This is a genomic window from Rhodococcus sp. MS13 (assembly GCF_013277835.1).
GTDB lineage: Bacteria > Actinomycetota > Actinomycetes > Mycobacteriales > Mycobacteriaceae > Rhodococcus_F > Rhodococcus_F erythropolis.
In genome coordinates, this window is record NZ_VBTL01000013.1 from 209733 (window position 1) to 235884 (window position 26152).

Below are 26152 nucleotides of genomic sequence, written 5' to 3' on the forward strand. Positions count from 1 at the left end.
ACTGCGCGACACGTGGTGCTCGAATAGCGTGACACTGGTCGACGGGAGACCCCTGCCGGCCACGCGAGGACTTGGAGGACACATGACCCGGATCGTGATCATCGGTGGCGGACCCGCCGGCTACGAGGCGGCACTGGTAGCCGCGCAGCACGGGGCCACGGTCACCCTGGTCGATTCGGACGGCGTCGGCGGCGCGTGTGTGCTGTTCGACTGTGTCCCGTCGAAGACGTTCATCGCGTCCACCGGAATCCGCACCGACATGCGTCGTGCATCCGACCTCGGCATCACTCTGGATCCGGAGCAGGCTTCGGTGTCACTGCCGAAGATCCACTCCCGAGTCAAGAGTCTCGCGTTGTCCCAGTCCTCGGACATTCGCGCACGGTTGCAGACGGTTGGCGTCGAGGTTCTCTCCGGCACCGCCGAACTGACCGATCCGCTCCTCGGTATGGCAGCACACCAGGTTCGCGCGACGCTCGGAAGCGGCGAGCAGAAGACCATCGACGCAGACGTCGTGTTGATCGCCACCGGCGCCAGCCCCCGCATCATCCCGGGAGCCGAGCCCGACGGTGAGCGAATCATGACGTGGCGTCAGCTCTACGACTTGGACGAGCTGCCCGAGCACCTGGTCGTGGTCGGTTCCGGTGTCACCGGTGCCGAGTTCGTCTCCGCGTACACCGAGATGGGCGTCAAGGTCACACTCGTGTCCAGTCGTGACCGTGTTCTGCCCGGCGAGGATGCCGATGCGGCGCTCGTGCTCGAGGACGCCCTCGCCGAGCGCGGTGTCACCCTCGTCAAGCACGCCCGCGCAGACGCCGTCGAGCGCACCGAGAAGGGCATCATCGTCAAGCTCTCCGACGGCCGCACGGTCGAAGGAAGTCACGCTTTGATGACCGTCGGTTCCGTCCCCAACACCAACGGTCTCGGCCTGGAGCGGGTCGGCATCGAGTTGGACAAGGGTGGATACCTGCGTGTCGACCGGGTCTCGCGCACCACGGTTTCCGGTATCTACGCTGCCGGTGACTGCACCGGACTGCTCCCGCTCGCGTCGGTGGCTGCGATGCAGGGACGTATCGCGATGTACCACGCACTCGGTGAAGGCGTCAGCCCGATCAAGTTGAAGACCGTCGCATCGGCCGTCTTCACGCGCCCCGAAATTGCAACGGTGGGTGTTTCGCAGGCCGCGATCGACAACGGAGAGGTGCCTGCTCGCACCGTCATGTTGCCGCTCAACACCAACCCGCGCGCCAAGATGTCCGGTTTGCGCCGCGGCTTCGTGAAAATCTTCTGCCGCCCGGCTACCGGCGTGGTCATCGGCGGTGTTGTGGTCGCGCCCACCGCTTCGGAACTCATCCTGCCGATTGCGATCGCCGTGCAGAACAACCTGACGGTCAACGACCTGGCTCAGACGTTCTCGGTGTACCCGTCGTTGACCGGATCGATCACCGAGGCAGCTCGTCAGCTCATGCGTCACGACGACCTGGACTGAGAACGGACCAGAGTCTTCTTACAATGTGAGAAGTCTGTTTCACATACTGAAGTATTGGTGAGATAGTCGAGATACCGACCGAATCAAGGGTCGGTATCTCGGCGCTCTCCCGCCCCGTTGACCCAGGACGGCTCAGGGTGTTTTCCTCTGACCTTCATTCTGCGTGCCTGGGAGCTTCACATGACACACGCCGCGCTGTCCGCTCGTATGGACGGACTCCGTAGTTCTGCAATTCGCGATCTGCTCACCTTGACTGCCCGACCCGACGTCATCAGCTTGGCCGGCGGACTACCCGATCCTGATTTCATTCCGCGGGAACGAATCTCGAAGGCAGCCCACGACGCACTCGGTGACCCCTCGTCCGTTCAATACGGCGAGACGTCAGGCCTGCGGCGCCTCCGTGAGGTGATTGCCGAGCGCGAATCCTCCAAGATCGGGCGGGCACTCGACGTGTCCGAAGTTGTGATCACACACGGTTCTCAGCAAGGTTTGAGCCTGCTCGCGCAGGTCCTCCTCGACGCCGGTGACGTTGTGGTCGTGGAGGAACCGGCATATACCGGTGCGCTGCAGGTCTTTCGGACGGCGCAGGCTCGTCTCGTTCCCGTCCAGTTGGACGAGGACGGAATGGACACCGACGCGCTCGAGGCGAAACTCGCCGCCGGTCTTCGGCCCAAAGTTGTGCACACCGTGAGCAATTTCCACAACCCGCGGGGCGCGGTGCTTTCGGCGCAGCGGCGAGCGCACTTGGCGGCGCTGGCGGACCGATACGGGTTCTGGGTTCTCGAGGACGACCCGTACGGCGAACTGTACTTCGGCGAGAAACCGCCCGCACCGCTGGCGGCGTTGTCGGACAGGGTGATTCGGCTGTCCAGTGCTTCCAAAGTGTTGGCACCGGCGCTGCGCGTCGGCTGGCTGCACGGCGACCGAAAGGTCTGCGAGGCGGTCGAACTGATCAAGCAAGGCGCTGACCTGTGCGGGTCTTCGCTCACCCAGCAGATCGCCGCAGACCTCTTCTCCGACGTCGAATGGTTCGAAACGCACCTCGACAAGCTCCGGGAGGGTTACGGCGCCAGAGCGAAGGCGTTGGTCACGGCCGCCGAGACGGAATTGAGTGGGCGTGCACGCTTTTCCGAGGTCCGCGGCGGGATGTTCTGTTGGATGGATTTCGTCGACGACGTCGACACCACCGAACTCCTGGGTGCCGCGCTCGAGCATGGCGTGGCATTTGTCCCAGGTTCGGCCTTCGCGGTCGAAGCTGACCTCGGTCGAAGCGCTCGATTGTGTTTCGCGACGTATCCCGAAGCCCTGCTGGTCGATGCCGTCGGCAGGCTCCGGAAGAGTGTTACCGCAGGTACAGCCTGACCTTGTCGATAGTGTTGCGGAGCAGATCGATCTCCGTGCTCGATGGTGGGGTGGTGATGGTGACGTGCTCGGCGACGGCGAGGTCCCATCCCGTCGACTCTCGGACTTGATCGACGGAGATTCCCTCGTGGACGCTGGTCAACTCCAATTCGCCGCCGGGGCCCTGGTGTGTCAGGACGCCGAGGTTGGTGAATACCTTTGTCACTCCTGCACCTGCCGGCATGATGCCCTTACCGCTGGCGTGGGCGCGGGCGGGGCTGGGTGAGGTGCAGAAGTCGAGCTCGGCCGGAAAGGAACTGAGGTCGTGGCGACGCATCACGACGAAGATCTCGGCGGCGTTCGCGATGATCTCGACGGCCCCGCCCGCTCCGGGCAGTCTGACCGTCGGGTTCTTCCAGTCACCGATGAAACTTGTGTTCAGACTGCCCGTTCGATCGATTTGGGCGGCCCCGAGAAATCCGACGTCGACGTTGCCACCTTGCAGGACGTAACCGAAGAGCGCGGCCATGCTCAGCACGGATTCGGCACCGGAGACAACCACGGAGTCCGCGATACCCTCGGCCATTGCCGACGGATGTGCACCGCACACTCCGGATTCGTAGATCAGCTCGACGTCCGGATTCGACGTGTGCCGCGCGAGATCGACTGCGAGCGTGGGTAGTCCAACTCCGGCGAAGACCCGGCGCTTACCCGCCAATTCGCGTGCCGCGACGGCGACGATCGTTTCGGTGGAGGTGGTGCTACCGGTGTCGATCGTGGTGGTCATAGTCTGCTCCCGTAGTCGACTGGTGTGGAGAGTTTTGGTCCGACCTCGAGATCCGACCAGTAGTCGGCTCCGAGTTTGGCGAGATACTCGCCGTGACTGTCGAGTGCGTACACCCATTCGTCGAGCCAATTTCTCAGCCGTGAAGGGTCTTTGGAGATTTCGGTCCAGCGTCGGTAGAAGCCGCAATCGCGGTCGTAGTATCCCTGCGCGTACGACGGGTGTGCGCCGCGCGGGCAGACGACAACCGCGTCGACTGCATGCGAGGGAATCAGAGTTCGGCTCGGGTCTGACCTGATGACCTCGTCGTCGACCAGTTCTTCGACAACGACGATTGCCTTCTTCGCGGCGTACACGGCCTCTTGCTGCACCCCGGCGATGCCCCAGATCTGCGCGTTCCCGGACGTGTCCGCTCGCTGTGCGCCGATGATCGTGACATCCGGATTCAATGGCGGCACAACGTAGACGCTCCCGCCGCCGTACGGGTCCTCGACGAGTCTCAGTTGTGGGTTGAGTGCGGGTAGATCACTACCGGCGTACGACCGTAGCGGGAAGAAGGGAAGCCTGGCGGCTCCCGCCTGATACCGGCACACCATGCCGTAATGGCTGTATTCCTCGACTTCGAGGGGGAGCGGGTCCTGGTTCTCGATGCGTCTGCGTAACTCGTACAGAGAACCTGCGGAGCCGCTGGCGAAGAACGAAGCGACCAGCTTTCGGACGCAGCCGGCGGCGACGAGTTGGTCGGAAACGATGTCCGGCGTCATCCGGCACAGCGTGAGGTCCTTCCTGCCCTGCCGGATGATCTCGTGTGCCGCGGCAAATGGAATGAGATGCGAAAAGCCCTCCAACGCAACAGTCATTCCGTCGCCGACGTATCGACCGATGGCCTCTTTCATCGAGAGCGTCTTGTCCACGTGTGTACCTCTTCTTACGTTCTCGCGCACTTGGTCGGTTTCGGAAACTTGACATGGTCGGCCGGTGTGGCGCAACAATGTCGGGTGGAAATTCATCAGATCAACGCATTTCTCGCGGTGGCTGAGGAGCTACATTTCGGCCGTGCGGCTCAGCGCCTTCGGATTGCGCAACCGCCGCTGAGTCGAACGATCAGGCAATTCGAGAAACAGCTCGGTTCGCCGTTGTTCGATCGAAGTACTCGAACTGTGCGGTTGACTGCTGCCGGTGAAGCACTGCTGCTTCCGGCGCGCGAAATTCTGGACGCGTGCCGGATGGCCGAGATCGCGGTATCCGCGGCAGGCCAGGGAACGACAGGTCGCGTTCGCCTGGGCTTCGCGGGAACCTCGTCGCACCTACTCGTCGGGCGGTGGGCGAAATTGGTGAGAAAGACGAATCCCGGTATCGAATTCGTGCTCGACAGTTCCGCTTTCGCGAACGAGGCGTTGTTGATGTTGCTCGATCGACGCCTCGACATCGGGATGGTCCGGTGGACCGTCCCGCCGCTCGGGATCACGTCGAGATTGATCGCCGAGGAGAACTTTCTGGTTGCCATGTCGAAAGACCATCCGTTGGCGTCGAGGGAATCGGTTCGGTTGATCGAATTGGAGTCCGAGAATTGGGTGACGCTTCCGGCGGAGCCGGGTTCGATTCTGCGGGAGTCTCTGCTCACTGCATCGAAGAACGCAGGGTTCCTGGCTCGAATCGTGCAGACGGCACCGGATTCGATGTCGTTGATCGCGCTGGTGTCCGCGGAAATCGGATGCTCGTTGACTATTTCGTCGGTGGCCCAAAGCATCGTGAACCCTGATGTTGTCTTTGTTCCCGTCATGGATCCACCTCCTCCCCTTCAACTGCGTATCGCCTGGCGAGATGGAGACGACAGACCTGCTCTTCTCGAAGTGTTGAAATTGTCCGAGCAGGCGCTGCCGTCCCTGGCTTAGACGGTTGCCCTCCCGGTAGGAATTTCACCCGCTTCGGACTTCGGCGAGTTTGCAGTATCGGCAAGAGCGTTCTCGAGTTCGAGCTCGTCGTAATCCGCTTGCTCGGCCGTCGAGAGTTCGCTTGCGTTGTAGCCGGTACGTCGGAGCAAGAGAAGGGTGCAGATCAGCGAGACAAGTGCGTACAGTCCGGACACGATCGCGACCCCGACGATGTTGCCTGACGTGTTGAGCATCCACTGCGCCAGTACCGGAGTTCCGCCGCCGACGACAAGGGAACACAGTTGATACGCCGTCGACAGACCCGTGTAACGGATGTTCGCAGGGAAGGCGCGAGCGAGAACGCCGGCGATGGCGCCGTAGAACATCGAGTGCGGGATCGTGGCGAGACACATCGCAACGACTGCGATGGTGAAGTTCCCGGTTCTGATGGCAAAGAACATCGCGGGCATGAGAACGAACTCCGGTATCACCATCAGGCACATGGCCTTCCGCATGTCTATCTTGGAAACCAGAACGGCCCCGAACGGTTGGACGATGAACTGCACGACAAGTGCGATCGCGATAGCGGCGAGGAATGTGCCGCGGTCGTATCCGAGTTCTTTTGTAGCCCAGGACAATGCGAAGGTGTTCTTGAAATAGGTGACCTGGGCGAGGGGGAGTGCGCCGGCGCCGAGGAGAACCAGCACCCAGTGCTTGCGCAATACTTCGGCGAGCGGAAGTTTGACGACCTTCTTGCGGGCGAGAACGGCCTTCATCTCGTCGGACTCTTCGAGTTTCAGGCGAATGATCATGCCGAGGATGACCAGGCCTGCCGAAACGAGAAAAGGGATTCGCCAGCCGTAGAGAAGGAATGACGGCGTCGGCATCGAGGACAGCAGGAAGAATGCGATGGTTGCCAACAGATTTCCCGCGGGGGAGCCCTGCTGAGCGAACGCGGAGTAGAGGATGCTCTTGCCCTTCGGCGCGTTCTCGCTGGCGATGAGTACCGCGCCACCCCACTCACCACCGACCGCAATTCCTTGGATCACGCGAAGGGTGACCAGACCGATCGGGGCCCACATGCCGACCTGCGCGTAGGTGGGGAGGAGTCCGATCCCGACAGTGGCGACGCCCATCATCATCAAGGTGATGACCAGAGTGTTCTTGCGCCCGATCCGGTCTCCGAGATGACCGAAGATGATCCCGCCGATCGGCCTGGCGAGGAACCCTGCCCACAGGGTGATGAAGGCGAGGAGCGTGCCGACTCCGTTCGGCAGCGTGTCGGAGAAGAAGATCTCGCCGAATACCAGGGCAGCCGCGGTGCCGTAGATATAGAAGTCGTACCACTCGATGGTGGTTCCGATGAATGAAGCGATACCGGCTCTTCGTGCCTTGGCGTTGATCTCCTCGGAACTGCGAGTGGGTGAACTCATGCGTGGCGACCTTTCTCTGCAACATTCGCGGCGCCGAAACGTGGCGCGCCTGAATGAGATTCGCAGAGTGGTGTAGGTCACGTCCAATACCAACTTGGTCGCCTATTGATACCTCAGGAGTATCAATAGGCGACCATGATCAGCTCTTCCGGTATGGAAGGATCGGGGTGATTACTCGGACCAGTTGTACGTCCGCTCGACGGCCTTGTTCCACTCCGCGTACAGCCGTGACCTTTCGGATTCGTCCATCGCCGGTTCCCAGGTTTGGCCGACGGCCCAGTTGTTGCGGATGTCTTCGGTGTCGGCCCAATAACCGATGGCGAGGCCCGCTGCATACGCAGCGCCGAGTGCTGTCGTTTCGTTGACCACCGGACGGATGACGGGAACTCCGAGGATGTCCGACTGGAACTGCATCAGGGTTTCGTTGACCACCATGCCGCCGTCGACCTTCAGCGCGGACAGTTCGACTCCCGAATCCGCACGCATGGCGTCGATGACCTCACGGGTTTGGTATGCCGTCGCCTCGAGCGCCGCGCGAGCCAGGTGTCCCTTGTTGACGAACCGCGTCAGGCCGACGATCACGCCGCGTGCATCCGGTCGCCACCGGGGTGCGAACAGTCCGGAGAACGCGGGTACGAAGTAGGCGCCGCCGTTGTCGTCGACACTTGCGGCGAGTGGCTCGATGTCCTTGGCGTTCTGAATGATTCCGAGATTGTCCCGAAGCCACTGGACCAAGGAGCCGGTCACCGCGACGGAACCTTCGAGTGCGTAGACGGCAGGGGCTTCGCCGAGTTTGTAGCAGACGGTCGTCAGCAGTCCGTGCTTGCTGTGCACCGGCTTCGTTCCGGTGTTGAGAAGCATGAAATTGCCGGTGCCGTAGGTGTTCTTGGCTTCACCCTCGGAGAGGCAGGCCTGGCCGAATGTGGCTGCCTGCTGGTCACCGAGGATTCCGGCGACCGGCACACCGGCGAGATTGCCGCGAGGACGGCCGGTGCCGTAGACCTCGGACGAACTACGGATTTCCGGGAGCATCGACATCGGGATTCCGAAGTCCGCGCAGATCGATTCGTCCCAATGAAGGGTCTCGAGATCCATCAGCATCGTGCGTGACGCATTGGTGACATCTGTCACGTGAACACCGTCGGTCAGGTTCCATACGATCCACGTGTCGACGGTGCCGAAGCACAATTCTCCGGCCTCCGCTTTGGCTCTCGCGCCGTCCACGTTGTCGAGAATCCACCGGATCTTCGGCCCGGCGAAGTAGGTCGAGAGCGGCAGTCCGGTCTTGTCTCGGTACTTGTCCGGACCCTCGTCGCCGCCCAGTTCGACACACAGTTGATCCGTGCGCGTGTCCTGCCACACGATCGCGTTGTAGATCGGCTTGCCCGTCGAACGCTCCCAAACGACGGCCGTCTCACGCTGATTCGTGATTCCGACGGCCGCGATGTCGGCTCGCGTGAGGTCGACCTTCGCGAGAGCACCGGCCACCACCTCCCGGGTGTTGATCCACAGCGCAACCGGGTCGTGCTCGACCCAACCGGCACGCGGGAAAATCTGTTCGTGTTCTTTCTGCGCAACGCTCACCACGGCGCCGTCGTGATCGAAGATCATGCAGCGGCTCGACGTCGTGCCTTGGTCGATGGCGGCGATGTATTGATTCACTGTGCTCCTATGTTCGGGCGCGTTCGCAGTTATCCGTGCGCTGTCGCAGTATGTGGATCAAGCTACTAGCCTGTAAACGGATTCGTCGTCGACTTACAGGAGACCGGGTTGAGTAAGCAGCAAGGTGCGCAGTTTCTCGGCCCGCAGCAGCGTGAAGCTGCTTGGGAACAGCTTCAGACCGAGCAATTCGACGTCGTCGTTGTCGGCGGCGGTGTTGTCGGTGTCGGAGCTGCGCTCGATGCGGCCACCCGCGGACTCAAGGTTGCGTTGGTCGAGGCCCGCGACTACGCATCCGGCACGTCCAGTCGCTCGTCGAAGATGTTCCACGGCGGTCTCCGCTATCTAGAGCAACTCGAATTCGGCCTCGTTCGTGAAGCATTGCGTGAGCGCGAACTCTCGCTGACCACGCTCGCTCCGCACCTGGTCAAGCCGCTGAAGTTCCTGTTCCCTCTGGCTCACCGAGTGTGGGAGCGCCCGTACATGGCGGCGGGAATCTTCCTCTACGACCGAATGGGCGGCGCAAAGTCGGTCCCCTCCCAGAAGCACTTGACGCGGGCGGGCGCACTACGCATGTCGCCGAGCCTCAAGCGCAGTTCGCTGACCGGTGGCATCCAGTACTACGACACCGTCGTCGACGACGCTCGGCACACCATGACCGTCGCACGGACCGCTGCACACTACGGCGCGGTCGTCCGAACGTCGACGCAGGTCGTCGGCTTTCTGCGGGAAGCGGATCGGGTCTCGGGAGTTCGTGTTCGGGACTGCGAAGACGGCCGTACCGCCGAGGTCAAGGGTCACGTCGTCATCAATGCGACCGGTGTCTGGACGGACGAGATCCAAGCGCTCTCACGTCAGCGCGGACGGTTCCGGGTGCGAGCGTCGAAGGGCGTACACATCGTCGTCCCGCGCGATCGCATCGTCAGTGAAGCCGCCATCATCCTGCGTACCGAGAAGTCGGTGCTGTTCGTCATTCCGTGGGGCAGTCACTGGATCATCGGCACCACTGATACCGACTGGAACCTGGATCTCGCACATCCGGCGGCAACCAAAGCAGATATCGACTACATCCTCGGCCACGTGAACTCCGTCCTGGTCACGCCGTTGACGCACGCCGACATCGACGGTGTGTACGCCGGCCTGCGCCCGCTGCTTGCCGGTGAAAGCGACGAGACGTCGAAACTCTCGCGCGAGCACGCCGTTGCCCGTGTGGCTCCAGGTCTGGTCGCCATCGCCGGCGGAAAGTACACGACGTATCGGGTCATGGCGGAAGACGCCGTCGACGTCGCAGCAGAAGACATTCCGGCGCGGGTTGCGTCGTCGATCACGGAGAAGGTACCGCTCGTCGGCGCCGACGGATACTTCGCGTTGATCAACCAGACCGTGCAACTGGGCGAGCAGTACGGCTTGCATCCGTATCGCGTCAAGCACCTGCTCGACCGCTACGGTTCGCTCATCACCGAGGTCCTCGAACTCGGCCGGCAGACACCGGAGTTGTTGCAGCCCATCACGGACGCGCCCGATTACCTTCAGGTCGAAGCTGTGTACGCCGCCGCGGCCGAGGGGGCACTGCACCTCGACGACATTCTGGCTCGCCGTACGCGTATCGCAATCGAATATCCGCATCGTGGTGTCAACTGCGCACAGCAGGTCGCCGGATTGGTTGCCCCGATTCTCGGTTGGGATGCCGCCACCGTCGAACGCGAGGTCGACACGTACCGAGCGCGTGTCGAAGCCGAAATCGAGTCTCAGACCCAGCCGGACGACGAGTCGGCCGACGCATTGCGCGCCGCAGCGCCGGAGTCGCGGGCCGAGATCCTCGAGCCCGTCGTCGTGGTGCCGGATCGGGTCTGAGTCGCCTGTCGTTTGTTCTCGGTCTGTCGCGGGTAGGCGGATGGCGAATCACCACCCGAGTCAGCACAGACCGGTCGAGCGTCGCCCAGGAGGATCTCAATGTTCGGTAATCGGTCGCGATCTGCTGAGGAACACATAGCTACCGGCTATCTGGTCACTCACCTGTGCGGGGCGATGGTGGGGCTGCAACTCTCGCGGTCACTCTCGGACTCGTACGGCGTCTGGGCCGACGGTGAGCTGGATTCGTTGCCGGGTGAGCTCGAGTACGAGATCGAGCAGCTGCTGCAACTGATCGAGGACACCCAGGGCATATCTCTGCCGCGGTACTCCAAGATCGACGCGACGGTCAATCGGATCAGACGTCTCGTCCATGTCGACGCCATCTGGCGTAATCGCCTCGTGAAGTTGGCAACGCTCGAGATCATGCGGACCGCGCTGTGCGGCAAGAGTGCGATGTGGGAGGTCCTGCGAGACATTCCGGCCGGGGAGACCGAGGAGCAGTACCGCGAACTCAACGACCTGGTGTCCAAGCAGATCACCACGGTCACGGCGCTGCATCACCGCGCAGCTACGGAGGCTTTTCAGGGGACGGACGGGCGGGAATCGGCGAGCGGCGGCGACCCCATCAGGTTGAGTAAGTAAGGTTTGTACCGTTCGATGAAGAATTCGATGAACGGTAGACCCCGAGGTGTATGGAGATGGCTGAGCGCGACCAAGCACTGACAGAACCCAAGGCAGTGTTCGCGGCGTTGGCGGAGATCCTCTACTCCGCGGCAGACAGCGCCGAGGTGTACTCCGCGATCTGTTCGGCGGCTGTCGAGTTGATTCCCGGTTGCGACCACGCAAGTCTGATGCTGCGACGTGGAAACACCAACGTCACCGTAGCGGCGAGCGACGAGATCGCCGATTATGCAGACGATCTCGAGCGTGCCACCGGTGAGGGGCCGTGCATCGACGCCCTCGATACGGAGGCGCCGCAACTCGAGTCGGACCTTCGCACCCCGAATCAGTGGCCCGAGTTCGCTCGGAAAGTAGTGGCAGAGACACCCATTCGCGGATCGATGGGGTTCCGGCTGATGGTCGATCGTCAGAAGTTCGGTGCCCTCAACCTCTTCTCGGACACTCCGGGGGCTTTCACCGAAACCGTTGCCGACCACGCGATCATGTTGGCGTCATTTGCATCCGTGGCCGTCACTGCGCTGACGCGAGGCGAGGATGCCGACTCGCTGCGACGTGGTCTGGCAAGCAGCCGCGAAATCGGTCAGGCCGTCGGTCTGCTGATGGCACTGCATCGTGTGTCCGACGACGAGGCCTTCGACATTCTGGTGCGAACCTCACAAAACATGAACGTCAAGATCGCCGAATTGGCGCGCAAGGTCATCGTCCAGCATCGTTCGACTCTGGACTGAGCGCTTCGTTCGTCCCGGGAGAACCGAGGAGTTGAGATCGCTTGCGATCCACCGTCTCTCGAAGAGCTGTCACCACCGCTGCGACCTCCGGGCGTCGCAAGGATTCCGAACGGGCCACCAACCAATAGGAAAGTCTCACCTCGATGTGAGCCGGTAGAACGCGAATCAAATCGTCGTGCTGCTCGGCCATGAAACAGGGGAGAAGGCCGATGCCGGCACCCGCGCGCGTTGCCTCGATGTGGACGAACACGTTGGTGGACGTGACGGCCTCGGGCATGGAAACTGTGAGCTTGCGAGCCAGATCGAGTTCGTCGACCTGCAGCATCGAGTCGATGAAGTACACGAGCGAGTGATCGGCCAGATCTGCGGCACTCTCGGGAACAGCATTCTGACGTAGATAGTCTCGGGACGCGTACAAACCCAGCGCGTAGTCGGCCAGATGGACTGCTTCGGCGCGGTGAACCTGAGGCTTGCCGACCACAACCTCGATGTCGAGGCCCGAGCGTATCTGCGACGCCTTTCTGGTTGCGACAACAATCTCGACGCTGACGCGGGGATGGCGTCTGCGAACCGCGGCGCCGGCGGGCGCCGCGATGTATGCGCTGAATCCGTCGGTCGCCGAGACTCGCACGACGCCGTCGAGTTGCTGCTGACCGGTGGAGTCGAGCGCCAGTTCGTTCACCGCGGCCTCGATGCGCTCGGCCGCGCTGAGGGCTTGTCTGCCCAGGTCGGTCAGCTCCCAGCCGCCGGACGAGCGAACCAGGACACGGCCGCCGAGACACTTCTCGAGCGAGGAAATGCGGCGCGAGATGGTGGTGTGATTGAGGCCGAGGTCGTCGGCGGCGGTGTTGAAGCGACCGGTGCGACCGACCGCGAGAAGCACTAGTAGGTCGTCCGGGCTCAGTCCGAGAGTCATATCTGCATTTTTGCACCTATATGGTGCGAGATTTGTCATTGTCGTGCCATCAATCTGCACTGATACTCATCGAGTCACAAAAAATGTGCGAGCGGTCACATTCCTGATCGTGAAGAGCAGGCGAATCGCGAACTGAAGACGAGGGAGTCCACGATGAGCGTCGACAACATGCCGAAACCTGAGAGCCAAGCCCCACCATCGGGGCTGAAGAAGGTGGTCGGCGCCTCGATGGCGGGCACCGTGGTCGAGTGGTACGAGTTCTTTCTGTACGGCACGGCGGCCACGCTGGTCTTCAGCAAGGTCTTCTTCCCCGGCGGCGGCAACGAGCTGGATGCGATCATCGCGGCTTTCATCACCTACGCCGTCGGATTCGCCGCCCGGCCACTCGGCGGAATCGTCTTCGGATACTTCGGAGACAAATTCGGCCGAAAGCAGTTGCTGCAGTTCAGTTTGCTGTTGGTCGGCGCCGCAACGTTCTTGATGGGCTGCCTGCCTACCTACGGTCAGATCGGCTACTGGGCGCCGGCAATGCTGGTCACGCTGCGCTTCATCCAAGGATTCGCGGTCGGCGGCGAATGGGGTGGGGCGGTACTCCTGGTCGCCGAGCACAGCCCGAATCGATCGCGCGGATTCTGGTCGTCGTGGCCTCAGGCCGGCGTGCCGATGGGCAACCTGGTGGCGACGGTCGTGCTGTTGATCCTGACGTCGACGCTCTCGGACGAATCCTTCATGAGTTGGGGCTGGCGCGTTGCCTTCTGGCTCTCCGCGGTGATCGTTCTGGTCGGGTACTACGTTCGCACCAAGGTCACCGATGCTCCCATTTTCATTGCGGCGCAGAAGGAAGCAGAACTGGTCAAGGCAACCTCGTACAGCGTTTTCGAGGTCGTCAAGCGTTACCCGCGCGGAGTGTTGACCGCGATGGGGCTGCGTTTCGCCGAAAACGTCATGTACTACCTCGTGGTGACCTTCTCGATCACTTACCTCAAGGTCGTCGTTCATGCGGACACGGCGCACATCCTCTGGTGGATGCTGATGGCACATGCCGTGCACTTCGCAGTGATTCCGTTGGTAGGCAAACTGTCCGACACGATCGGTCGACGCCCGGTGTACATGATCGGCGCCGTCACCGCCGGAACGTGGGGATTCTTCGCCTTCCCGATGATGAACAGCGGGCACAATGCAGTCATCTTGTCGGCAATCATCATCGGGCTCGTGTTCCACGCGTTCATGTACGCAGGCCAACCCGCGATCATGGCCGAGATGTTCCCGACTCGGATGCGCTACTCCGGTGTCTCCCTGGGTTATCAGGTCACGTCCATCGTGGCGGGTTCACTGGCTCCGATCATCGCGACCGGATTGCTGAGCAAGTTCGACTCCTCGGTCCCCATCGCGATCTATCTCCTGCTGGCATCCCTGGTCACCATCGTTGCAGTCATTTTCGCGCGGGAGACCAAGGGAATCTCGCTCGAGTCCGTCGACGCCGCTGACGCCCGTGTTCTCGCCGACGAGCGGGCCGGTGTGTCTGTATGACGCTGACCGGAAAGTCTGCTCTGGTCACCGGTGGTGCCAGCGGGATCGGCGAGGCGTGTGCTCGACTCCTCGCCGCCCGCGGCGCGCACGTGACCGTCGCCGATCTCGACGACGTCGCCGCGAAGTCCCTGGCCGAGGAGATCGACGGCACTGCGTGGGCCGTCGATCTCCTCGACACCGACCAACTCGTGGATCTGTCACTCGAGACGGACATACTCGTCAACAACGCCGGCATACAACGGGTCAGTCCTATCGAGGATTTCGACGTCGAGGACTTCCGGAAGATTCAGCGCCTCATGGTCGAAGCGCCATTCCTCCTCGCTCGGGCCGCCCTGCCGTACATGTACCGCAACAGTTTCGGTCGCATCGTGAACATTTCCTCGGTCCACGGGCTCCGCGCTTCGGCATTCAAGAGTGCATACGTCACGGCTAAGCACGGACTCGAAGGACTGTCGAAAGTTGTTGCGCTCGAAGGCGCCCCACACGGTGTCACCAGCAACTGCGTCAATCCGGGCTACGTCCTGACGCCACTGGTGCGATCCCAGATCTCCGACCAGGCAAAGGTTCACGGAATCAGTGAATCCGAGGTTGTCGAAAAGGTGATGCTCACCGAGAGCGCAATCAAACGGATGGTCGAGCCTGCGGAGGTGGCATCGCTGGTGGGCTGGTTGGCATCGACCGAGGCGTCGATGGTGACGGGGGCGTCGTACACCATCGACGGAGGGTGGAGCGCCAGCTAGACCACCCGAGCTGCTGGGTCTTTCACGCTTCGGGGATCTCGATTCCGAACTTCTCGCGAGTGATGACCTCGGGTTCGGGACCGCCGCGAACTCCGGTGTCGAGTGCGTCGATTGCGGAGAGTTCTTCGGTGGTGAGTTCGAAGTCGAACACGTCGAAGTTCTCCGCAATGCGTGAGGGAGTCACCGACTTGGGGATCACCTGGCGGCCCTGCTGGAGGTGCCAGCGGAGCATCACCTGTGCGGGAGACTTGCCGTGAGAGGAAGCGATAGCGCCGATGGTGGCGTCCTCGAGGGTTGAGCCGTGAGAGCCGTCGCGATAGAACGTGATTCCGCCGATCGGTGACCATGCCTGAGACAGAATGCCGTGATCGGCGTCGGCCTCGAGCAAGGTCGACTGCCTGAAGTACGGATGGACCTCGATCTGGTTGACCGCCGGCACCACGGACGTTGCGTCCAATAGTCGGGTGAGGTGATCCGGCATGAAGTTACTGACTCCGATGGCACGAACCTTGCCGTCTGCGAGAAGTGTTTCCAGCGCCTTGTATGCGTCGATGGTGCGCTCGAACTCGCTCGGCAACGCCTGGTGAAGGATGAGGAGGTCAAGTTGCTCGACTCCGAGTTTGCCTGCGCTCTTGTCGAAGGCGTGCAAGGTCTCGTCGTATCCGTAGTCGGTGATCCAGACTTTCGTTTCGACGAAGATCTCACCGCGATCGAGACCGGATCGCCGGATCGCCTCGCCGACGCCCTTCTCGTTGCCGTAGGCCGCGGCCGTATCGATATGGCGATAACCCACCGACAGCGCGGACTCGACTGCGGCGAGAGTTTCGTCCGGCGGGGTCTGGTAGACGCCGAAGCCCAGCGCGGGGATGTCGACGCCGTTGTTCAGTTTCAGGCTCGGGATGCTCATGTCGTCCACGGTAGCGGCGGCCACTGGTTCGGTGGGAGTGACTGCTCAGCCGGGTAACGGCAGTACCCCTTCAGGCCTGGCAATTTGCACTTGTGGCTCGTCAATGAGTGAGCACTATCTTCAAGCCGACTATGAGGGTGGCGACGGCAGCGAGGCCGAAGGCTGCCAGATGTGTGTTCGTGCTGACTTTCTCGCCGTGAAGACGGCTGATCACGTAACTGGTGGATCCGATGCGCAGGATCAAGACGATTTCCGCGATCAACTGCGCCGTCCGTGGTTCCAGGAAGTTGAACCACGCCGTCGCGAGAATGGCGACAGGCACAACCGCGGAGGTGAGGATCGGGACAGAATCGCGCAGCGAGTCGATTCTCTCCGCGGTGGTGAGACGGCGGTCGTTGCGAATGCTCTCGCCGACGCTCTCGGCAAATGTGTGGGCGATGTACGTCGACAATGCCGTGCCGACCACAATCGCGGCACCCAGTGATTCCTGAGATTTTGTCACCGGGACGAGTGCGGCGAGGACAAGAATGTTGCCGTAGATGTACGCGGTGGTTCTCGCCGCCACACGTTCTTGTCCCAGCGGCGCACCGTGAGACGTGATCGGCCGGTTCAGCAGTGTTCGCAGGTCCCACTCCATGCTCAGAGCATGGCAGATCAGACCCTCGGGCTGTAGTGCATCGGATTATCTCGCTGCTCGAGCGGCGGTAGATTGCGGGCCGGCGTGTGGACCAGTGGAGCCCCGGCGGGAATTCTGCCGCTGGCTCGGTCCCATCCCGCGCGAGCGCGCGGTTGATACCGGTATCGCCACGGCACCAGGCGGAAGACGGCGTTGACGGTGCGGCCGACAGCGTTGTGAATTTTCTGATCGCGACTGGTCCACGAGTAGCCGAGAAGGTCGCGAACCGGTTGGTCGTACATGCCCACTGTCAGCCACACGAATCCGCGGGCGAGGGGAATCCGCGTGAGCCGCCACAACGGATCGGGTAGCCACGTCATGTACGGGGGCTTTCCCAGCCCCGACAAATCCAAGACGTCGCGGGTCGCTTTGTTGTCTTCGAGTACGTTGCGGCACATGTGGTCCCAATACTCCTGAAATGCTTCCCAGGTTTCGGGAACCGGGCGCATGCTCATCCCGTACAGGCGGTACCACTGAATGTGCTCGGTGAAGAGTTGTCGTTTCTGGGCCTCGGTCAGGCCACCGGAGAAGTTCTCGGCGGTGACGATGGTGCCCATGAAGAATGTCGCGTGCGCCCAGTAGAAGGTGTCGGGATCAAGTGCGTGGTACCGGCGTCCCAGCTTGTCGATGCCCTTGATCCGTGTGTGATAGCCACGGACTTCTTCGGCTGTCTGCTGCGCGCGATCGCCGTCGAAGACCACGCCGGCAATGGGATACAGCGAGCGGTACAGCCGTTCCCAGCGCTCGTCGAAGAACTGCGAGTGCTCCTCGACCCCGGCGCCGAGACCAGGGTGCATGTTTTGCATCGAACCTGCCCAGACACCTTGGAGCATCCCGCGCCAGTCGCCGAAATACTTCCAGGTCAGGGAATCCGGACCGAGGGGAACCGGGGTGCTGCTGTCGCCAAGTTGACTACGCATGTTGTCAGATTAGGATCGACAACAGCGGTAGTCAAGGATCGAATACCGGGTGCATTGAAGAACAAGTGTCGGCGAAGTGGGGAAGTTGTGAGCATCGAAGAACGCAGGGCCACTCGAAAGGCGACGTTGTTCGACGTCGGAGTGACACTGCTCGGTGCGGTCGACGGTCCGGCCGTCAACGTGCGAGCGGTCTGCAAGGCCGCTGGTCTGACCGAGCGGTACTTCTACGAGAGCTTCACCGATCGCGATCAGTACGTTGTCGCGGTCCACACGTTTGTCGCCGAGCGCGCGCAGTCGGCGCTCGCCACGGCAGTGGAGTCCGAGACGACATCCGAGGCAGTCGCCACCGCTGCGGTCGACGCTTTCGTCAAGCTGATGGTCGACGACCCGGCAATGGGGCGAGTGCTTCTGATCGCTCCGCTCTCGGAGCCGGTGCTGAGCGGACGCGGTATCGAATCGATGCCGGCGTTCGTGGACCTGGTGTACGACCAGTTGTCCGAGATTGCTGATCCGGTGGACAAGCAGCTGGTGGCAGTCGGGCTGGTCGGGGCGTTGTTCACACTGTTCATCGGTTATCTGGACGGCTCGATCGTCGTCGAACGCGAGCGATTTGTGCGCCATTGCGTCCGGCTGCTGATCAACGCTAACCAGGCGTGAACGGCTGGCACACGGGGCAGAAGAAGATATTTCGCTCGGTGAGCTGATCCGGTCCGAGGGTGTCTTCTCTGATGCGGGTTCCGCATCGGCGGCATGGTTTTCCGCGTCTGCCGTACACCCACGTTTGCCTACCTGGGCGGGTGTCGCCGGTGGTGACCCGGATGCGACGCGACTTGTTGACGTTGATGGTGCGGAATGACAGATCCACAATCGCGTCGAGGTTCCCGGCGCGGTGTGTCGGCGTTTTCGGGTGAATGCCTCGTAGGAAGCAGATCTCGTTGCGGTACACGTTGCCCAGTCCGGCCATCACGCGCTGATCCAGGAGCGCGATTCCGATCGGTACGGAGTCTGCAGCGCGAAGATTCTCGACGGCCACGGAATTGTCCCAATCGGTCCCGAGCAGGTCCGGTCCGAGGTGCCCGACGGCCTCCTGTTCCTGCCCCAGTTCGAGGATCTCGGTGATTCCCAGTGAAAAGCCCACTGCTACAGAGTCTTCGGTGGCCAAGATTATGCGCGCTTGGTGGGCGGGTCTGCGCCAGCGCTCGCCGGGGAGATAAATCTGCCACTGACCCTCCATCTTCAGATGCGTGTGAATGGACGCTTCGCCCACGCGGATCAGCAGATGCTTTCCGCGGCTGGCGACGGAATCCACACGATGTCCCGATAAATCGACGGTGGCATAGCGAGGAACGCGGACATCGCAGGTGGTGAGTACCTTCTCGGCCAGGGCAGCGCGCAGATCGTTGGCGGCCCGCCACACGGTATCGCCCTCAGGCATGGTCGCCGCTCCAGCACTTCACGATCGCAACCATCATGACCTCAATCCTCATGACCTCAACCGGAATCCGCGAGGAGTGGCGGCGAAGCCGGCTTCGACCAGGACGGGAGCAAAATCGTTGCCGTGGATGGTCTCTCCGTCGACCTTCTCCACTACCAACTTGTCGACAGCGCGAGAAGTCACCTTCTGGGCAAGCGACAGCGCTGCCAGGCGCAAAGTTCCGCTGTCGTCGGTGAATGTCAGGATGGTGCGACCGCCGCGCTCGACGAACAGAACCAACTCGCCCTCCACCAGAACGACCAGTGCTCCCGCCTTACGTCCGGGTCGGTGTCCGGGTGACTCTTCGCCCCCCGACGCCGGCCACGGCAGTGCGGCGCCGTAGGGATTGGCCGGGTCGCACGCCGCGAGAGTGACTGCAGCCGAGGAGGTGTGGCGCCCCTCGATGGAATCACCGAACGTGCGCAAGCGGTCGACCACGGGAGGCGTCGAGAATTGAGCGCCGCCCAGGGTGTCCACGAAGTATCCGCGTCGAGCGCGCCCGTTGTCCTCGAACGTGCTCAGTACCTTGTAGATCAACGCGAAACCGCCCGGCACGTTCTCGCTCATCACCGATCCGCGGGTGACGACGCCGTACCGTTCGAGCAACAGATCGGCAGTGGCGTGCGCCCGGATGGTCGGGTCCGGTTCGATGGCCGGCAGTTGGAACCACCGACCGGAAGCGGTTGCCGGTCCCGTGCGAGCCGGGGTTGAAGTGCGCGCCATTCCGCGGTACGGACGGGCACGAGGAACACGTCGAGGCGATCGGTGACTTGTGGTGGTTCTGGTGGTGTCCGAGAGAAGTGCGCGCAGCGGTGCCACGGTGTCGTTACCGATGTGTCCGAGCCACACCAACTCCCACAGTGCCGTCGTCACCACACTGTCGACCGTGTCTGCAGCCGACTCCGTAGTTTGCAACGCGTCGACCAACTGGCGGAAGAAGTAGGCACCGCCGCCGGACAGCAGGTCGAGGATGCGCTTCTGCAACTCCGAGACGTCGGTGTCGGCGGGCGAATTGAGCGTGATCGGTGCCAGGTCGGCGGGGTGCAGAACTACCCACCCGTCTTTGCCGGAGATTGCTCCGGATCCGGACCACAGGACTTCACCCGTCGAGGTGAGTTCGTCCAACATCGCGGGGGAGTAGTCGGCGACTCGGCTCGGCAGAATCAACGATTCGAGAGCGGACGCCGGAATCGGAACGCCGGCAAGTTGATCGACTACCGTTGCAACACCGTCGATTCCGCGCAGCGTGCCGCCCACATGCTGCCAACCGGGAAGGAAACGTCCGAGCGTTGCGGTACTGACCGGCTCGACCTCTTGCCGTGCCGCGGCGAGCGAGCGACGCCTCAAGCGGCGCAGGACTTCGGCGTCGCACCATTCGCTCCCAGTTGCAGACGGGCGGAATTCTCCTTCGAGAACACGCTTTTCGAGCGCGAGCCGACCGAGAACGTCACGCGCGACGGATACTCCGATACCGAAGCGTGCAGCCGCATCCGTGAGAGTGAATGGTCCGTGAGTGCGTGCGTATCGGCTCAGGAGGTCGTCGAGTGGCTGATCGACCGGCTCGATGAACGCGGCCGGAACCCCGATGGGTAGGGGAACGCCGAGTCCATCGCGAAGGCGCGCTGCATCTTCGACGACGGTCCACCAACTCTCGCCCGCATAGGAGACGTGGAGGGCACGTTTGTCTGCGACCAACTTGTCGAGCCACGCGACCGGATCTTCGAGACAGCGTTCGGTGACTTCTTCGGTGGTCAGCGGGCCGAGCATGCGGAGGAGGTCGGCAACGCCCTCGAGGTCCTTGGCCTTGCGGTCCGGAGCGAGCCGTTGCAGTTCACGTTCTGCCTGCTCGATCACTCCGGCGTCGAGCAGCTCGCGCAGTTCGACGCGGCCGAGGAGTTCGGCCAACAACGTGGAGTCCAACGACAGTGCGGCGGCGCGTCGCTCGGCCAGGGGGCTGTCGCCCTCGTACATGAACGCGCCCACGTAGTTGAACAGGAGCGCACTTGCGAACGGTGAAGGCGAGGGCGTCTCCACTTCGACTATTCGAATCTGGCGCCGTTCGATCTTGCCGAACAATTCCTTCAGTGCCGGCAGGTCGTAGACGTCCTGCAAGCACTCACGCACGGTCTCGAGCAGGATCGGGAATGTCGGGAACTTGCGAGCGACGTCCAGCAGTTGCGCCGACCGCTGACGTTGCTGCCACAGTGGAGCACGCTTGCCGGGATTGCGGCGTGGGAGAAGCAGTGCGCGGGCGGCACATTCGCGGAATCTGGAGGCGAACAATGCCGAGCCGCCCACCTCCTGGGTGACCAGATCTTCGATGTCCTCGACGTCGAAGGTGAACAGTTCGGCGCCGGGAGGTTCGTTCTCGGTGTCGGGGAGACGGATGATGATGCCGTCGTCGGAGGCCGTCGGACTGGAATCGACGCCGTATCGTTCCTGCAAGCGGGCCCCGATGGCGAGGGCCCACGGTGCGTGAACCCGTTGGCCGTACGGGGAATGCAGCACCAGACGCCAATCGCCGAGTTCGTCGCGGAAGCGCTCGACAACCAGCGTTCGATCCGACGGGACCTGCCCGGTGGCATTCTTCTGCTCACCGACGAGTTGGATCAGATTGGTTGTGGCGTTGTGATCGAGCCCGCCCACGCGACAACGCTCGACGACGTCGGCTTCGTTACCCAGCGCGGTCTCTCGAACGAATTGTCCCAACGCCTGTCCGAGTTCGGCAGGGCGACCGAGTCCGTCGCCATGCCAGAAGGGCAAACGACCGGGCATGCCGTAGGCGGGGCTGACCAGAACCCGATCGAAGGTGATCTCCTCGATCCGCCAACTGGTGGCGCCGAGCGCAAAGACGTCGCCTACCCGGGATTCGTAGACCATTTCTTCGTCGAGTTCGCCGACTCTTGATGCTTTCTCACCGACCATGTAGACCGTGAAGAGGCCGCGGTCGGGGATGGCGCCGCCGGAAGTGACTGCCAAGCGCTGCGAACCCGGGCGGCCCGTCAGAGTGTTGGACTCGCGATCCCAGACCAGGCGCGGACGTAATTCGGCGAACTCGTCCGAGGGGTACCGCCCGGCGAGCAGATCCAGAGTCGACTCGTAGGCCGAACGGGGAAGCGTTGCAAAGGAACCGCTTCGGCGCACCGTCTCGAACCAGTCGTCGACGTCGATCGGTTCCAGAGCGGTGGCCGCAACAGTTTGCTGGGCAAGGATGTCGAGGGGATTGGCGGGAACGGCCATCGCCTCGATCTTGCCTTCGACCATGCGCTCGACGGTCACCGCGCAGTGAATCAGGTCGGTGCGATGTTTGGGGAAGACGACGCCTCGTGAGATCTCGCCGACCTGGTGGCCCGCGCGACCGACACGTTGCAGGCCGCTGGCAACCGAAGGCGGCGCCTCCACCTGGATGACCAAGTCGACGGCGCCCATGTCGATTCCGAGTTCGAGACTGCTGGTGGCGACGACGCATCGCAATCGACCCGATTTGAGGTCGTCTTCGATGAGGGCTCGTTGGTCTTTGCTGACCGATCCGTGGTGGGCGCGAGCAAGGAGGGGTTCTGCGCCGTAGTTGACCTCGGTGGGAGCTCCGATCTGCGCGGGCGGGCGAGGTGTTTTCTCGACGGCCAGACCGATGCGTTCTGCATGAATCTCGTTGAGCCTGGCTGTCAATCGTTCGGCGAGGCGCCGAGAGTTGGCGAACACGATGGACGATCGGTGATCGAGCACGAGGTCGACGATCTGTTCCTCGACGTGGGGCCAGATCGAACCGGCTTGCGGGGTGGGGGATTCGGAACCGTCGGCGGGCGTCGCGATACCCAATTCGGTCATGTCCTCGACGGGGACACGGACCGTGAGATCGAAGGTCTTGGCGGCAGGCGGTGCCACGATTCGGATCGGTGCCGAACCGGCGAGGAACCGCCCGATCTCCTCGTGGGGACGGACAGTGGCCGACAATCCGATGCGTTGCGCCGGACGCTCGAGCAAGCCGTCCAGACGTTCCAGAGAGAGCGCAAGGTGCGAGCCGCGCTTGGTACCCGCCACCGCGTGAACCTCGTCGACGATCACGGTGTCGACGCCGACCAGTGTTTCCCGGGCAGCGGAGGTGAGCATGAGGAACAACGACTCCGGCGTCGTGATCAGGATGTCCGGAGGACGCTTGATCAACGAGCGCCGATCGGCCTGGGACGTATCGCCGGAACGGACACCGACGGTGATCTCTGGCGGGGTGAGGCCCAGACGTTTCGCAGTTTGTGTGATGCCGACCAGCGGCGCGCGAAGGTTCCGTTCGACGTCCACGCCCAGCGCTTTGAGTGGCGAAATGTAGAGGACTTTGGTGGCGCGTTCGCCTTCGTCCTTCGCGGCGAGTTGATCGAGGGCCCACAGGAACGCCGACAATGTCTTGCCGGAGCCGGTGGGTGCGACGACAAGTGTGTGAGAGCCACTCGCGATGGATTCCCAGGCACCGAGCTGCGCAGCAGTCGGAGCGCTGAAAGCGCCGCCGAACCACTCGCGTGTGGCGGGCGAGAACCTACTGAGGACGTTGGTCACGACCACCATATTGCCCCTTCCCACCGACAGCGTGTTCGTGCCCGCAGCCGAAGTGCAGAGCATACTATTTGCCCTGTTATAGCGATTCTCTTGTTATCGAGAAGGCGAGTGCCTGATGGAAGCAGTCAAGATTGTCCTCGAGCTGGCGGTCGTGCTCGGGGCGATTGTCATGGGTACCAGATCGAGCGGTGTCGCTCTCGGTCTGTGGGGCGGCGCAGGTGTTGCCGTCCTCGTGTTCGTCTTCGGAGAGGACGTCGGCAGTCCGCCGGTCGACGCTCTCCTCATCGTCCTGTCCGTTGTCCTCGCGTCGTCGATGATGCAGGCGGCCGGTGGTATCGACTGGATGGTCACCATCGCGGCCAAGTTGATCGAATCTCGCCCGAAGCAGATCACGCTGATCGCGCCGTTGGTGTCATTCCTGTTCTCGGTCGGTGCCGGTACGTCCAACATCCTCTACCCGCTGCTCCCCGTCATCTACGACGTCTCGTACAAGAACGGTGTGCGGCCGTCACGGCCGCTGTCGCTGTCGGTTGTCTCGACCGGTGTGGCGCTGGCGTGTAGTCCGGTGTCCGCGGCGATGGCGGCGATGGTCACGCTGACCGACGTGCCGCCTTACGATTTCGAACTCATCGACATCATCAAGATCACCTTCCCGGCCGCTGTCGTCGGCATCGTCCTCTCCTCCATCGCGGTCAACAGGCTCGGTAAGGATCTCGACGACGACCCGGACATACAGGCGAAGATGAAGTCGGGCGAATTGGCCGGACCTGGTGCAGCGTCCAAGACCGAACTCGTCTCGACGAAGACCGGACGAAACGCGGCACTGATCTTCCTGGCCGGCGTTCTGGCCATCGTGATCTTCGGCCTGTTCAAGGGAATTCGCCCCGAAGCCGCCGACGGTTCCCCGATGGGGATGACACCGATCATCGAAATGCTGATGTTCGTCGTCGGTACGTTGATCCTGCTGGTGTGCCGCCCGAACGTTGCCGACGTGCCCTCGTCGACGGTGTTCCGTGCCGGCATGGTCTCGGCCATCGCGCTGTTCGGTCTGGCATGGCTGACGGACACGTTCATCAGCGCACATTCGGAGCTGATCACGAGCACCGTCGGCGACTGGGTCAACGCCGCGCCATGGATCTTCGCGCTCGGTGTCTTCCTGGTCTGTGTCCTGACGACCAGCCAGTCGACCGCGACGAGGACCATCGTGCCGATCGGTCTCGCTGCCGGGATTGCACCCGGCCTGGTGAGCGGCATGTGGGCCGGAGCCTTTGCCGGTGTCTATCTGTTGCCGACAAACGGTTCGCAGATCGCAGCTGCGAACTTCGACCTCTCGGGCAGCACGAAGCTCGGCTCCAAGCTCGTCGACCACTCGTTCTTCCTGCCGACCATCATCTTGGCCGTCACGACGATTGCGGCCGGCGCGGTGTTCGGAGTGGTACTCGGTTGAGTGATACCGCTGAGTCAGCCTGAGTGATATCGCTGAGTCAGCTGTTGCGGTAGTGGTCCCAGCTCGCCTTGCACGCGTGGGCGAGCTGGTCCACCCGTTCGGCGTCGGGTGTAGGCCAATCGAGGCCGGGTTCCATGATGTATGCGGCCAGTTCGTCTCCCAGTAGGAATTCTCGTTTGAATTCGGCCTGAACCGCACTCAACGTGATCCCGGCTTCGGCGGCGCGGGCGCTCAATTCGGCGAATCGGGCTCCGGCTCGGATGATTTCGAAACTGCCGAGGTACGGCTGATTGAGAGCGACGGCATCTGGATCGTCGACCTGAAATCCCTTGCGATGTGAGACCGCAAGTGTGCGAATGAGCTCCGGATCCATCGTCACGGGATTGTCGCCGCGTCGATTGCCGTGGTGGTCGCCACGATTGGAGAGTGCGACGACGTCGGGGAGTCGATCTGCTTCCGGCCGTTCGACATTGACGGCGCCGTCCCGCCGGGTGGTGTGGTTCATCGTGTCGTGGAACGACAACGTCGTGAACGATCGACCGAGTTCGAAGCTCTTCTCCACCATGGCTTCGATCAGTGCGTCGCGAGTTCTTTCGTAGACACCCAAACCGTGTTCGGCTGTCTCGGTGAAGGTCTCGGCGAGGTTCTTCCAGCCCGCGTCGTCGGTCGGCTCGAGCAACAGGGGGTAGAACGAGAAGGTGACAGGGCGAACTGCGTCGACGCCGGTGAGGTCTGCTTTGTTGCCTGCACCGGCCTTGTGGACGCGGGCGAAGGCTTCGCGCAGTGACGCTTCCAGGTTTTCGGGCTTCGCACGATTGGGATCGCGAATCATGCGAGGGTGCGGATTCTCCACGTACACGATGCGCGAATCGATTTCGGCCCAACGGCGCACGATGGGACTGGTGGACATGTCGGTGAAGTCGAATTGCAGCCGCTGTGTGAACTCGGGTGCGAGAAAACGTGAGAGTTCTGCTGGAATCGCGGAACCCGAGTGTGGGCAACTGACAAGAAGGTCGGCTTCGGCGATGGCGTCGTCGAGACTGCGGGAGTCGCGATCGGCATAGAACGTCAGGTCCTCCGGCGTGAACACGGTTCCGGCCGGGATGAGTACTGGTTCTCCACTGGTCATGAGCCCCAGCGTAATCGAGTGCAAC

Annotated in this window: 21 protein-coding genes; 10 read left to right on the forward strand and 11 right to left on the reverse strand. The window is 62.4% G+C overall.

Annotated elements, in window-relative coordinates; genetic code table 11:
• The first annotated feature begins 82 nt into the window (after window positions 1-82).
• Window positions 83-1486 carry an NAD(P)H-quinone dehydrogenase gene (locus FEZ59_RS26705; RefSeq protein ID WP_020969166.1) on the forward strand — a complete coding sequence of 468 codons (1404 nt, stop codon included), beginning with the start codon at window positions 83-85 and terminating at the stop codon, window positions 1484-1486.
• 180 nt (window positions 1487-1666) lie between these two features.
• The gene (locus FEZ59_RS26710; protein ID WP_020907044.1) at window positions 1667-2848 is read left to right on the forward strand and encodes a PLP-dependent aminotransferase family protein; all 1182 of its coding nucleotides are present in this window, start codon (window positions 1667-1669) and stop codon (window positions 2846-2848) included.
• Here FEZ59_RS26710 and FEZ59_RS26715 read toward each other — a convergent pair.
• Together FEZ59_RS26715 and FEZ59_RS26720 are read right to left on the reverse strand one after the other, a co-directional pair.
• Complete coding sequence (locus FEZ59_RS26715) at window positions 2829-3614, reverse strand: CoA-transferase (RefSeq protein ID WP_020907045.1); 786 nt, start codon at window positions 3612-3614, stop codon at window positions 2829-2831. The genes FEZ59_RS26710 and FEZ59_RS26715 overlap by 20 nt on opposite strands.
• Window positions 3611-4525, reverse strand: coding sequence for a CoA-transferase (locus FEZ59_RS26720; RefSeq protein WP_020907046.1), 915 nt, complete (start codon window positions 4523-4525; stop codon window positions 3611-3613). The genes FEZ59_RS26715 and FEZ59_RS26720 overlap by 4 nt, the downstream gene beginning before the upstream one ends.
• An 84-nt stretch (window positions 4526-4609) precedes the next feature.
• Between FEZ59_RS26720 and FEZ59_RS26725 the strand changes: the two genes are divergently transcribed.
• On the forward strand, window positions 4610-5506 hold the full coding sequence (locus FEZ59_RS26725) for a LysR substrate-binding domain-containing protein (RefSeq protein ID WP_020907047.1): 897 nt from the start codon (window positions 4610-4612) through the stop codon (window positions 5504-5506).
• On the opposite strand, the gene FEZ59_RS26730 is transcribed toward FEZ59_RS26725, so the two are convergent.
• Together FEZ59_RS26730 and glpK are read right to left on the reverse strand one after the other, a co-directional pair.
• Entirely contained in the window at window positions 5503-6918 is a 1416-nt protein-coding gene (locus FEZ59_RS26730; protein ID WP_019747710.1) for an MFS transporter, read from the reverse strand. The genes FEZ59_RS26725 and FEZ59_RS26730 overlap by 4 nt on opposite strands.
• Window positions 6919-7089: 171 nt before the next feature.
• Entirely contained in the window at window positions 7090-8580 is a 1491-nt protein-coding gene (gene glpK, locus FEZ59_RS26735; protein WP_172933440.1) for a glycerol kinase GlpK, read from the reverse strand.
• 108 nt (window positions 8581-8688) lie between these two features.
• Between glpK and FEZ59_RS26740 the strand changes: the two genes are divergently transcribed.
• The 3 genes from FEZ59_RS26740 to FEZ59_RS26750 all read left to right on the forward strand — a co-directional run bounded on the left by FEZ59_RS26740 (window position 8689) and on the right by FEZ59_RS26750 (window position 11840).
• A complete protein-coding gene (locus tag FEZ59_RS26740) occupies window positions 8689-10431 on the forward strand; it encodes a glycerol-3-phosphate dehydrogenase/oxidase (protein WP_047890264.1) in 1743 nt (580 codons plus the stop codon).
• Window positions 10432-10530: 99 nt separating this feature from the next.
• A complete protein-coding gene (locus FEZ59_RS26745) occupies window positions 10531-11073 on the forward strand; it encodes a hypothetical protein (RefSeq protein WP_172933441.1) in 543 nt (180 codons plus the stop codon).
• Between the two features lie 50 nt (window positions 11074-11123).
• The gene (locus FEZ59_RS26750; RefSeq protein WP_019747714.1) at window positions 11124-11840 is read left to right on the forward strand and encodes a GAF and ANTAR domain-containing protein; all 717 of its coding nucleotides are present in this window, start codon (window positions 11124-11126) and stop codon (window positions 11838-11840) included.
• Here FEZ59_RS26750 and FEZ59_RS26755 read toward each other — a convergent pair.
• On the reverse strand, window positions 11809-12756 hold the full coding sequence (locus tag FEZ59_RS26755) for a LysR family transcriptional regulator (protein WP_172933442.1): 948 nt from the start codon (window positions 12754-12756) through the stop codon (window positions 11809-11811). The two genes, FEZ59_RS26750 and FEZ59_RS26755, sit on opposite strands and share 32 nt — an antisense overlap.
• A 153-nt stretch (window positions 12757-12909) precedes the next feature.
• Here FEZ59_RS26755 and FEZ59_RS26760 point away from each other — a divergent pair, with 153 nt between their 5' ends.
• Window positions 12910-14286, forward strand: coding sequence for an MFS transporter (locus FEZ59_RS26760; protein ID WP_020969173.1), 1377 nt, complete (start codon window positions 12910-12912; stop codon window positions 14284-14286).
• Entirely contained in the window at window positions 14283-15026 is a 744-nt protein-coding gene (locus tag FEZ59_RS26765) for a 3-hydroxybutyrate dehydrogenase (RefSeq protein ID WP_020907052.1), read from the forward strand. Before FEZ59_RS26760 ends, FEZ59_RS26765 begins: the two co-directional genes overlap by 4 nt.
• Window positions 15027-15048: 22 nt before the next feature.
• Here the strand turns inward: FEZ59_RS26765 and FEZ59_RS26770 are convergent, their stop codons facing one another.
• From FEZ59_RS26770 to FEZ59_RS26780, 3 genes are all read right to left on the reverse strand, one after another.
• Window positions 15049-15933, reverse strand: a complete 885-nt coding sequence (locus tag FEZ59_RS26770; protein ID WP_172933443.1) for an aldo/keto reductase — start codon at window positions 15931-15933, stop codon at window positions 15049-15051.
• 100 nt (window positions 15934-16033) lie between these two features.
• Window positions 16034-16570 carry a hypothetical protein gene (locus FEZ59_RS26775; RefSeq protein ID WP_019747719.1) on the reverse strand — a complete coding sequence of 179 codons (537 nt, stop codon included), beginning with the start codon at window positions 16568-16570 and terminating at the stop codon, window positions 16034-16036.
• 17 nt (window positions 16571-16587) lie between these two features.
• The gene (locus tag FEZ59_RS26780) at window positions 16588-17529 is read right to left on the reverse strand and encodes an oxygenase MpaB family protein (protein WP_019747720.1); all 942 of its coding nucleotides are present in this window, start codon (window positions 17527-17529) and stop codon (window positions 16588-16590) included.
• 87 nt (window positions 17530-17616) lie between these two features.
• Between FEZ59_RS26780 and FEZ59_RS26785 the strand changes: the two genes are divergently transcribed.
• The gene (locus tag FEZ59_RS26785; protein WP_019747721.1) at window positions 17617-18186 is read left to right on the forward strand and encodes a TetR/AcrR family transcriptional regulator; all 570 of its coding nucleotides are present in this window, start codon (window positions 17617-17619) and stop codon (window positions 18184-18186) included.
• Here the strand turns inward: FEZ59_RS26785 and FEZ59_RS26790 are convergent.
• Entirely contained in the window at window positions 18173-18964 is a 792-nt protein-coding gene (locus FEZ59_RS26790; RefSeq protein ID WP_172933444.1) for an Fpg/Nei family DNA glycosylase, read from the reverse strand. The genes FEZ59_RS26785 and FEZ59_RS26790 overlap by 14 nt on opposite strands.
• Window positions 18965-19012: 48 nt before the next feature.
• Window positions 19013-23560, reverse strand: a complete 4548-nt coding sequence (locus FEZ59_RS26795) for an ATP-dependent helicase (RefSeq protein ID WP_172933445.1) — start codon at window positions 23558-23560, stop codon at window positions 19013-19015.
• A gap of 106 nt (window positions 23561-23666) precedes the next feature.
• On the opposite strand from FEZ59_RS26795, the gene FEZ59_RS26800 reads away from it, so the two are divergent.
• Window positions 23667-24998, forward strand: a complete 1332-nt coding sequence (locus tag FEZ59_RS26800; protein ID WP_020907057.1) for an anaerobic C4-dicarboxylate transporter family protein — start codon at window positions 23667-23669, stop codon at window positions 24996-24998.
• 37 nt (window positions 24999-25035) lie between these two features.
• On the opposite strand, the gene FEZ59_RS26805 is transcribed toward FEZ59_RS26800, so the two are convergent.
• A complete protein-coding gene (locus FEZ59_RS26805) occupies window positions 25036-26127 on the reverse strand; it encodes an N-formylglutamate amidohydrolase (protein WP_020969180.1) in 1092 nt (363 codons plus the stop codon).
• Window positions 26128-26152 lie beyond the last annotated feature (25 nt).